This is a genomic window from Microcoleus sp. Pol1C5 (assembly GCF_036701115.1).
Classification (GTDB): Bacteria; Cyanobacteriota; Cyanobacteriia; order Cyanobacteriales; family Microcoleaceae; genus Microcoleus.
In genome coordinates this window covers 1-10715 of the sequence record NZ_JAUBQE010000099.1, presented here as the reverse complement: position 1 = coordinate 10715, position 10715 = coordinate 1, and the positions used below count along the sequence as shown (strand labels likewise).

At 43.3% G+C, this 10715-nt stretch carries 2 protein-coding genes; both read right to left on the bottom strand.

Translation table 11 applies throughout. The annotated features are described in order from the left end of the window. Positions 1–94 precede the first annotated feature (94 nt). Entirely contained in the window at positions 95–6739 is a 6645-nt protein-coding gene (locus tag QUA23_RS29900; protein WP_333079491.1) for an AAA family ATPase, read from the bottom strand. 67 nt (positions 6740–6806) lie between these two features. After that, positions 6807–10715, bottom strand: a 3909-nt coding sequence (locus QUA23_RS29895; protein WP_333079493.1) for an ATP-binding protein, incomplete at its 5' end; no start/stop codon positions are given.

Sequence of the window (10715 nt, the reverse complement as noted above, 5' to 3'; positions counted from 1 at the left end):
TCATTTTGGCTATCCTCATCTCAAATATTAACTGCTAAAAATTAATGTGCGCCTCTGTGCGTAAGAGTTACAGGCGGAAATCGCATAATTAACTTCATCGGTTTGTAGGCAATGATATCGTAAACTCCGTCCCTTCTCCAACTACAGAATTTACCTCGATTGTACCGCCGTGTTTTTCTACTACAATCTGCCGTGCTATCGCCAATCCCAATCCCGTGCCTTTACCCACATCTTTAGTTGTAAATAAATGGTCAAATATCTTTTGTTTGACTGCTTCATCTATACCCTTTCCATTATCTGTTATGGCAATTTTTACTACATCCTTTTCTACTGAGGTTTGAATAATAATGAGGTTGGGATGAGCCTTGATTTGGGCGAAACTTCGCCCAATGTTTGATTCATCTAAAGCATCAATCCCATTCGCTATAATATTCATAAATACCTGATTTAACTGACCGGGAAAACACTCAATACTAGGTAAATCTCCATAGTTTGTCATTACTTCTATGGCAGGACGGTACTCATTAGCTTTTAGGCGATGTTTGAGAATTAAAATTGTGCTATCAATGCCTTCGTGAATGTTAAATGGCACTTTATAATCTCGATCGGCACGAGAGAAAGTACGTAAACTGGTACTAATATTTTTTAACCTGTCACAGGCCGTAGACATGGAATCAATTATCTTCGGTAAGTCTTCTAAGGTATATTCCAAATCAATTTCTTCGGCATGATCGATAATTTGCTCGCTCTTGTTGTGGAAAGTTTCTTGATAGAGTTTCAAGTGTTCGATCAGCTCGGCAATAGTAGGTTTAGTTTCTTGAATACTGGCAGCAATGAACCCCAATGGGTTATTCATTTCATGGGCTACACCAGCAACTAAATTACCTAAAGCCGACATTTTTTCACTTTGAACCATTTGTAATTGGGCGTTTTGCCAATCGGTTAGTGCTTGTTCTAAGTCGAGGGATTTTTGCTGCAAGGCAAGTTCGGCTCGTTTGCGATCGCTAATATCGATCGTTGTGGTAATAATTCGGCAAATCTGTCCTTTTTCGTTCTTCAGTGGGTTGTGGGTCGCCAGGAAACATCTTTCCTCGCCATTAAAGGTTAATAAATCTTCAGTGGAAATGGACACTCCGGTTTGCACAGAGTCAGCAAGGATGTTTTGGATCGCTCCTCCCACTTGCTCCCCATAGACTTCAACGGGAGTTTTTCCCACCACATCAATCTCACGAATTCCGACTATCTTTTCTGTGATAGGGTTAAATCCGGCATAGCGGAAACTGCCATCTTCCATCACATCCGTCACAATGATGAGTAATTCGGCTCCGTTGTAGATGCTACGGAGAAATTGTTCTTTCTGTTGCAGTTCCGCTTCAGCAAGTTTGCGATCGCGGATGTCGCGCATGATGGCCGCGAAATAAATCGGTTGAGCCGTTTGTGGGTCATTAATGGTGAAAATATTGTAATTAACAGGAATCTGCTCCTTGGTGATGAAGTGTTGCAAGTGCAAATCTGCTTGAGCAAAACCCTGTTGCACTGCCTTTGGCACAATGGTTTGTTGAATTTGAGTAAAGGTTTCTAAATTGTGGAACTTGCTCATATCTAAGCTCAAAATATCCCCTGTGCTGTTAATTCCAACTAATCGGCGTCCGGCGCGATTCACATACAAAGCTTGCCCATCAATGGTGGCGATGCCAATAAAATCGGTGCTATTTTCCACCACAGCAGCCAGTTTTTGTAGTTCTACTTCTACTCGTTTGCGATCGCTAATATCTCGCATCACAACTACCGCACCGACTTTGTTACCGCAAGGATCGAAGATTGCTTGTCCGCTAGCTAACAAACTCCTCCGAGAACCATGATTCGGTGCAATAACCATTTCGACATTTTCGACAATTTCTCCTTGCAAGGCGCGAAACAGAGGGATTTCCGTTGTTGATAGGGGTGTTATACCATCAGCTTGATAGAGCGAGAAATGTTCTGTCCATTGTTCTGGTGGTAATGATTCCACTGGTAAACCATGAAATTCGCGAGTTGCTTTGTTAAATAGAGTCAAATTACCACCAGCATCACAGACAACAATGCCATCGGTAATATTGTGAATGATGGCATTCAAAAACTCTCGTTCTTTAGCGAGAGATGCTTCGGTTTGTTGTAATTGTTTTAGGGATGCTTGTAATGATTTGGATTTTTCCTGTTCTAGCTCGTAAAGTCGGGCATTTTCGATAGAAATTGCTGCTTGAGCGCAGAGTAAATTGAGGAGTTCGACGCGATCGCTCGTGAACGCCCCCGTTGCTAAATTATTCTCTAGGTATAAAATGCCCCTCAACTTACCTTGATGCAAAATTGGGCTGCACAAGATACTATGAGGCTGCTGACGCATGATGTATGGGTCATTGGCTAAAGTAGGATCGGTCGTCGCATCAATCAGTACAACAGTTCGCCTATCGTGCTTGACTTTGTAAATTAGCTTCAGAGGAATTTCTTGACTCTCTTCAACCAGAAGGCACTGCAACACGACTGGCTCCATCCCCACGCTAATTGACCCTTTGATTAGCAGGCGCGAGTCTTGCAAGAGCATTAACACGCATTTATCAGCCCCCGCATTTTCGATGACAATTCTCAGCAACGATGCCAGCAGTTTTTCCAATTCGATTTCGGCAGAAAGAGTTTGGGAAGCTTTGAGAATCGCAGCTAAATCTAAAGCTACAGAGACACTGCTACTGCTGGAAGTGGGAGAACTGGTGGAGGTGACACTTGCCAATGTGAAGATAGTTTCGTGAGGGGAGAGGGGAGAACGAGTTTGCTGGAGGATGGGAGCGAGGAGTTGAGGATAGCGTTTTTCTAAGTCGGCGACTTTGGCTTTAGCGCCCCAACGAGCATAGCCATAGTAGGCGTTTGTCATGTATTCCTGGGCAATGCGCTGTTTACCCCAGTCGAGGTAAAAGTTGGCGGCTAGTTCATTGGCCAGTGCTTCTTCTTGGATGTATTCGTTGGCTTTGGCTCCAGAAATTGCCTTGTCGTATAGCTCACTTGCTTCTGCTTTTTGTCCTAACACTCGACCTTTTTCTGCTTCTACCAAATTAATTTTATGCTGGTGATTCATTGGGGCATGATGAGCCCATTGCTGTAAAATAGTTTGGTTTTCTTCTACTCGCTCTAATGGGGTCGATCCCTCACTAGATGATTGACTCAACTGTGCTAGAGCAATCAAAGAATCATAAAAATAAAATACAGGTTCGCAGACCATTCCCGTAGCTGCCGTTAAATAGTTTCTGCCTAAGAGTGCATAATTGTTAGCTGGCTCAATTTCCCCAAACAAAAAGCAAAGGTTCAGCTTATACAAATAGAAGATATACAACCCAAATAGGTCATTTGCAGACAGCAGCAGGGGCAAAAATTCCGTCTCCTGGAGGGCTGACCCAGACAACAGGGTGGGATGCTCTGCCAAACCTAGTAAATTTAACATAGATTGCCAATATATCCGGCAGTAATTGGCGGTTATCAATTGGTTAACTTGCACCAAAGCATTGTAGTAGGTGCGCGTATCCTGCTCTAAAATGTCTAGGGGCTGACTGCACCAAAAAGAATTTAGACACAAACAGTGGCCAGTATACCCGACGATTTCCAGTGCTCCGACTTCTAAAGCAGTCGTGTAGCTCTCCCTCAAGAGCGGTAACGTTTCTTTGAGATGAGATTTGCGGTGTCGGATAGATATTCCCATCGTCATTAATACTTCAGGTTTGGTCGCTTTAGCATCTAATTTTGAGACGACATTCAATGCCAACTGACTAAACTGTGTGGCTAAATCCACATCTTGCAAGAGATTACAGACAATGCTGCTATAGCAAACATAGTTAGAAGCGGAAAGAGCAATGTTGCCATGCTGCAAGGATAATTTGACTGATAACGAAGTCAGTAATGGAAACAACAGAGATCCACAGAGGTAAGCTGCTGGCTGGATGCTTGTGGCAATCTGGAGAATGGCAATAACGCAGGCATCAATCATCACCGGCAGATGAACAAACTCTGCAACTTCCCTGTCACCAATCAAATCGCTAATCTCTTGGATTAACTGTTGAATATCGGCTGCTGTCGGTGATTCGGTCATCGTTACGCCCAACTGTTGCAGAATCTGGGTGCCGATCGCAATCGCTTCTGTCAGTTTACTCTGAGAGGTTTTTGCTCGAATTCTAATTCGATAAACATTGACCTGTTCCAGTAAAGAGTGTGCCTGGGCAAGGACTGTCTCAATCAACTGTTCCATCGCCTCAAAATCACCGCATAAAGAAGCTAATTCCACCGCCTCGTCATGGAATGATAGTGTTATTTCATAGTGTTGCTGCCAAGCATTTTTTCCCAACAAAGATAATCCACTGCTGGCATATTCGCGACCAGCTTGATAGGCAGTGGCGCTTCTGGCTTTGCGACAGGCAATTAAATTGAGTTGGGCTAATTCTTCTCGTTCTGTTTGTTGGGTAATTAAAGCCGTGCCGTAGTTGAATTGATTGACGATTTCCAAAATACGGTCTTCTCTTGCTGGTGCGGAAATCTGTTGCAGCAGTAGTTTTCCGATTTGGTAGTGAGTCGCCTGTTTTTGGTCGTCGGGAATTAGGGAATAGGCGGCTTGCTGTACTCGGTCATGTAAGAATTTGTAGGTAACAATAAGTTGATTTTCCGATGTACGTGCAAGAGTTTCTTGCCCGACATAAAACTTATAAACATCACCGATCGGTAAAATCAACCCTTCTTGCAAAGCTTTCCACAAAGACGCAGCCGTCTCAATTTCCGATTGCTGCGAAACAATCGCCAAAGTTGCTAAATCGAACTGATTGCCAATACAAGCAGCTAACTGCAAGACATCTTGAGTCGAGCGCGGCAATTTTTGTAATTGCAATGCCATAAAGGTCACTACATCATCTGTAAGTGCCTGCTGATTCACTTGGGCAATATCGCATTGCCAGCAGCCTAAATCAAAATTAAAGTGAAGGAGATTTTCTTGATGTAATGCTTTGAGAAACTGGGTGGTAAAAAACGGATTTCCTTGAGTTTTTAGAGAGATTAATTGAGAAAGAGTCTCTGCTAATTTTTCCTGACATTTCAGCGTGTCTGCAACGAATTGATTTACGGTTACTTGACTCAGGGGCGCTAAAGTAATCGTATGAATCGTTGCTTGTTTTTTTTGCATCTCGCCCAAAGTCAGCATCAATGGATGTCCTGGGTTGACTTCGTTATCGCGGTATGCACCAATTAATAAAAGATAACCCGTATCAGCCATTAAAAGCTGCATTAAGTTCAGCGATGCCAAATCTGCCCATTGCAAATCGTCTAAAAACATCACTAAGGGATGTTCGGCGCTGGTAAAAACTTGGGTAAATTTTTGAAACAATAAATTAAATCGATTTTGTGCCGCCGTTCCTGATAATTCGATGGCTGGTGGCTGTTGACCGATGATAATTTCTAATTCGGGAATGACTTCAATAATTACCTGTCCATTTTCTCCGACCGCTTCTAATATTTGGTTTTTCCATTGTTGAATTTGTGCATCGCTTTCGGTTAACAATTGCCCCATTAAATCTCGGAAGGCTTGCACAAAAGCAGAAAAGGGAATATTCCGTTGAAATTGGTCGTATTTCCCTTTGACGAAGTAGCCGTTCCACTGGACGATGGGCTTATGCACTTCATTGATAACGGCAGTTTTGCCAATGCCGGAGAAACCGGCCACCAGCATCAGTTGAGACCCACCATTGGCCACATAACCAAAGGCTTCCAGTAACGTCTGCACTTCCTTTTCTCGTCCGTAGAGTTTGTCGGGGATGATGAAGCGATCGCTAATATCGCGCTGTCCCAAATCAAACCAGGTGTGCTTGCCTGTTTCTTGCCACTGTTCTAAGCAGGTAACAAGGTCATGTTTTAGTCCCAATGCACTCTGATAGCGGTCTTCGGTATTTTTCGCCATCAGCTTGCGAATAATTTCTCCGAGCATTAAAGGAATCTGTGGATTTAAATTACAGACACAAGGGGTTTCTTTAGCAATATGGCAATGCACTAATTCCATCGGCTCGTTTGATTGAAACGGTAACTCTCCTGTGAGTAATTCATATAAAGTTACACCCAATGAATAGAAGTCAGTGCGGTAGTCAATTCCCCGATTCATTCGGCCTGTTTGTTCTGGAGAAATATAAGCCAGTGTCCCTTCTAAGACATTGGGATTCATCAGTGTTTGCGTTTCTCTTGGGAGTAAAGAGGCGATACTAAAGTCGATTAATTTGACTTGTTTGGTTTCGGGATTAATTAAGATATTGGCGGGTTTAATATCTTTATGAATAATCCGCTCTTGGTAGAGGACATCTAAGGTATCGCACAGGGCGATCGCTATAACTAAAAAATCCTCTAGAGATTGTATGTATCCCCCGGCTCTCCATTCCTTGAGAGAAATCCCGCCAAAGTCTTCCATGACTAAGGCATAGCCATTTTGGTACGGTTCTAGGCTGTACGTTTGGATGATTAATGGTGAGTTGAGATTTTTCGCAATAGTGTATTGATTGCGAAATGACACCAGTTCGCTGAAACTGGGATAGGGATTTTTCAGTAGTTTGATAACAACAGGTAATTGGTCATCGCTACGGATAGCTCGATAAACTAAAGTTCTACTGCCTGAATAAAGGGTTTCGATAATTTGATAGTTGGGAATTTGAACGGGTGGATTAAGTTTGTTGTTTTGGTGGGAGTTATCCATAGCTATTATGATTTGAGGAGATATGGGTAATTGGTTGTTAAATAAGTCGGAAAGTCAAGTGGAAAAATTAACTTTTTGCCTCGCCTTTAATGGGTAAGGAGATGATAAATTCAGTTCCTGCTCCTATTGTTGAGTTAACTTGAATTGAACCGCCATGTTTTTCAACGACGATTTGCCGTGCGATCGCCAGTCCTAATCCCGTCCCTTTCCCGACAGCTTTTGTCGTAAATAAATGGTCAAATATTTTGGCTTTAACTTCTTCAGTCATCCCTCGACCATTATCAGCAATGGTAATTTTTACCTCTTGATTGTCCCCGGAAGTTTTAATGGTAATCCGATTATGGTTAGCCTTGATTTGGGCAAAATTTCGACCAGTATTTGATTCATCTAAAGCATCGATCGCATTGGCAAGAATGTTCATAAATACCTGGTTAAGCTGTCCGGGGAAGCATGAGAGTTCAGGAATATTGCTGTAGTCTTTCACTACTTCAATGGCGGGTCGCTCATCGTTGGCTTTCAATCGATATTTGAGAATTAAGAGCGTGCTGTCGATGCCAGAGTGGATGTTAAAAGGAACTTTGTAATCTTTGTCAGCTCTGGAAAACGTGCGGAGCGTCGTGCTGATATCTTTGATGCGCTCGCAGCCCAATTGCATCGAGTCTATCATTTTGGGCAAATCTTCGATGATATAGTCTAAATCGATATCTTTGGCATGGTCGGCAATCTCTGTTTCCGGGGCGCGATCGCGATAAAGATTGAGATGCTCCACTAAGTCTTGAACTGTGGATTTAGCTTCATTTAAATTACCGGAAACAAAGCCGACGGGGTTATTAATTTCATGAGCAACGCCAGCAACTAAATTACCCAACGCCGACATCTTTTCGCTTTGAATCATTTGCAATTGGGTTTGCTGCAAGTCATGTAAGGCTTGCTCTAATTCTTGAGATTTTTGGATGATGGCGGCTTCGGCACGTTTGCGATCGCTAATATCCAACAATAAGCCATCCCAAACCAGAGTTCCATCCGCCTGTTGTTCGATTCGAGTTTCCCCCTGAATCCACTTGATGATTCCAGAGGGTGTAATAATTCGCCCTGACCACTTAAGAGGAGTCAGCGTTTGTATTGAGTCGGTAACGGACTGTCGGTAACTGCCAGCATCATCTGGATGTATCATGTCCGTGAGAAACTGCACATTGACAATCGCCTGTTCTGGCATGATTTCAAACAAGTCGTAACACTCGGCACTGATGTAGGTTATATTTCTGACCCCATCGTGAGTCGAGCAGGCTTGATAAACAACACCAGGAACATTATCTACAAGTTTCTCAAAGCGAGAGTTACTCGCACTCAAGTTTTCGAGCGATCGCTCTAGCTGTTGGGAATAGGTTTGCGATCGCTTATAAAGTCGGGCATTTTCGATAGAAATTGCTGCTTGAGCGCAGAGTAAATTGAGGAGTTCGACGCGATCGCTCGTGAACGCCCCCGTTGCTAAATTATTCTCTAGGTATAAAATGCCCCTCAACTTACCTTGATGCAAAATTGGGCTGCACAAGATACTATGAGGCTGCTGACGCATGATGTATGGGTCATTGGCTAAAGTAGGATCGGTCGTCGCATCAATCAGTACAACAGTTCGCCTATCGTGCTTGACTTTGTAAATTAGCTTCAGAGGAATTTCTTGACTCTCTTCAACCAGAAGGCACTGCAACACGACTGGCTCCATCCCCACGCTAATTGACCCTTTGATTAGCAGGCGCGAGTCTTGCAAGAGCATTAACACGCATTTATCAGCCCCCGCATTTTCGATGACAATTCTCAGCAACGATGCCAGCAGTTTTTCCAATTCGATTTCGGCAGAAAGAGTTTGGGAAGCTTTGAGAATCGCAGCTAAATCTAAAGCTACAGAGACACTGCTACTGCTGGAAGTGGGAGAACTGGTGGAGGTGACACTTGCCAATGTGAAGATAGTTTCGTGAGGGGAGAGGGGAGAACGAGTTTGCTGGAGGATGGGAGCGAGGAGTTGAGGATAGCGTTTTTCTAAGTCGGCGACTTTGGCTTTAGCGCCCCAACGAGCATAGCCATAGTAGGCGTTTGTCATGTATTCCTGGGCAATGCGCTGTTTACCCCAGTCGAGGTAAAAGTTGGCGGCTAGTTCATTGGCCAGTGCTTCTTCTTGGATGTATTCGTTGGCTTTGGCTCCAGAAATTGCCTTGTCGTATAGCTCACTTGCTTCTGCTTTTTGTCCTAACACTCGACATTTTTCTGCCTTGATTAAGTCAACTTTATGTTGGTGATTCATGGGGGCATGATGCGCCCATTGAGTAATATTCGTTTGATGAATTTCCATCCTGCTAAGAGTGTTTGCTTGCTCAATTTCTGACTCCATAGAGCATAGTGCCAGGTAGGTTAAGCCAGCATAGAAATGAAAAACAGGAATTTGAATCATTCCTGTCGCTCCCCTCAAATAGCGGTTAGCTTGGGTAAGGTAGTCTAGGGCATTAGTGTAGTTGCCAAAAATATAGGCAAGCATCAGTTTATAGATATAAACAACAGCAAGGACAGTGAGCTCGTTATTTTGATACTGCTTAGGAAACATCACAGTTTCATCGTAGGCAGTACCGATTAATAAATCCGGTTGCTTGACAATTTCCGTCAAGTTCTGCGCCGTCTGTTGTGTTGCCTTTAGGTAAGCCAGAGGAGAATCTTGCTTCAGAGTCGCTAAGACAACACAGTAATTTTTTATTTCTAGTACCCAATCGTCCAGAGCCACTCCACCGAATAGATGATCGTAAAAACAAATAGCTATACTGTAGCCAGCATTGAGGAAATCACCTGTTTCCATCCCCGCTAAATAGCTATCTTTGAGAGTTGGTATTACTGCCCTCAGTGGTTCTTGACGATGCTGGAGGAAAGCGCCAAAAAACAGTAAAGCAGAGGACTTAAATTCCCGTACATTCAACTGATTGACTAAGTTCAGTGCCAATCGCCCGAAATCATAACCTGTTTTTACTTCTCCTAAAAAAGCAGATAACACCAGGCCATAACCTACATATCCGATTGTTGATGCGGGCGCATTTCCAAATTGGAGAGATAGACTCACCATTGTGGAGCAATACAGAGGTAGCAAGGCAGGAGAGGCTGAAAAAATCGCTGAAAACAACATGGCTAATAGTTGCATCGCTGCAATTGTCTCTGAGTCGCTCATCGCAGGGAGGTTAATCAGTTCTGAAATCTGTTTACCCTGAAGGCGAGCGCCAAGGGTTTGTAGTGCTTTGCCTGTCAAGGCTTCATCAGGTTCAGATGAGAACTCAACCCCCAATTCTACCAGCGCATTTTTGCCGACAGATATTGCTTCCAACATCTGACTCTGCGCTGTCAGTGCGCTGATTTGGATCTCATAAATTTTCACTCGCTCTAGTATGGTTTGAGCGGATCGCAACACCAGTGCTGCCATCTGTTCCATTTCCTCAAAGTCACCATTCAAATAGGCAACTTCAGCCGATGCCACATACAGATTCAAAGTTAATTCATACTGATGTTGCCAGCAGTTAGCTGTCAGTAACTCAATTCCAGTTTGTAAATAAACTCTTGCTGCGGCGTAAGCTGTGGAATTTCTCGCCTTCACTCCAGCTTTCAAATTCATTTGAGCTAATTCTTGCCGTTCCCTTGATTGAGCAATTAACTCAATTCCTAAATTCAAATGCCCTACAAGATCGAACAGTTTTTCCTCAAGCTCAATCTCCGATAAATTTTCGAGCAGTAACCGTCCTATTTTGAGGTGAGTTGCTGTTTTTTGCTCATCGGGAATCAGAGAATAGGCAGCTTGTTGCACTCGATCGTGCAGGAATTTATAAGTCGGATTAGCAGAATCATTAAAAACTTCCTCGCTATCAGATTGCGTAAAAAACTTATAGATTTCGGTAGTAGGAATTACCAAACCTTCCTGCAAAGCTTTCCATAAAGCTGTGGCGCTACT

What these genes read in the sequence shown, in the direction of transcription:
- QUA23_RS29900 (WP_333079491.1), bottom strand. Translation starts at nt 6,739, where the DNA reads ATGGATAACTCCCACCAAAACAACAAACTTAATCCACCCGTTCAAATT.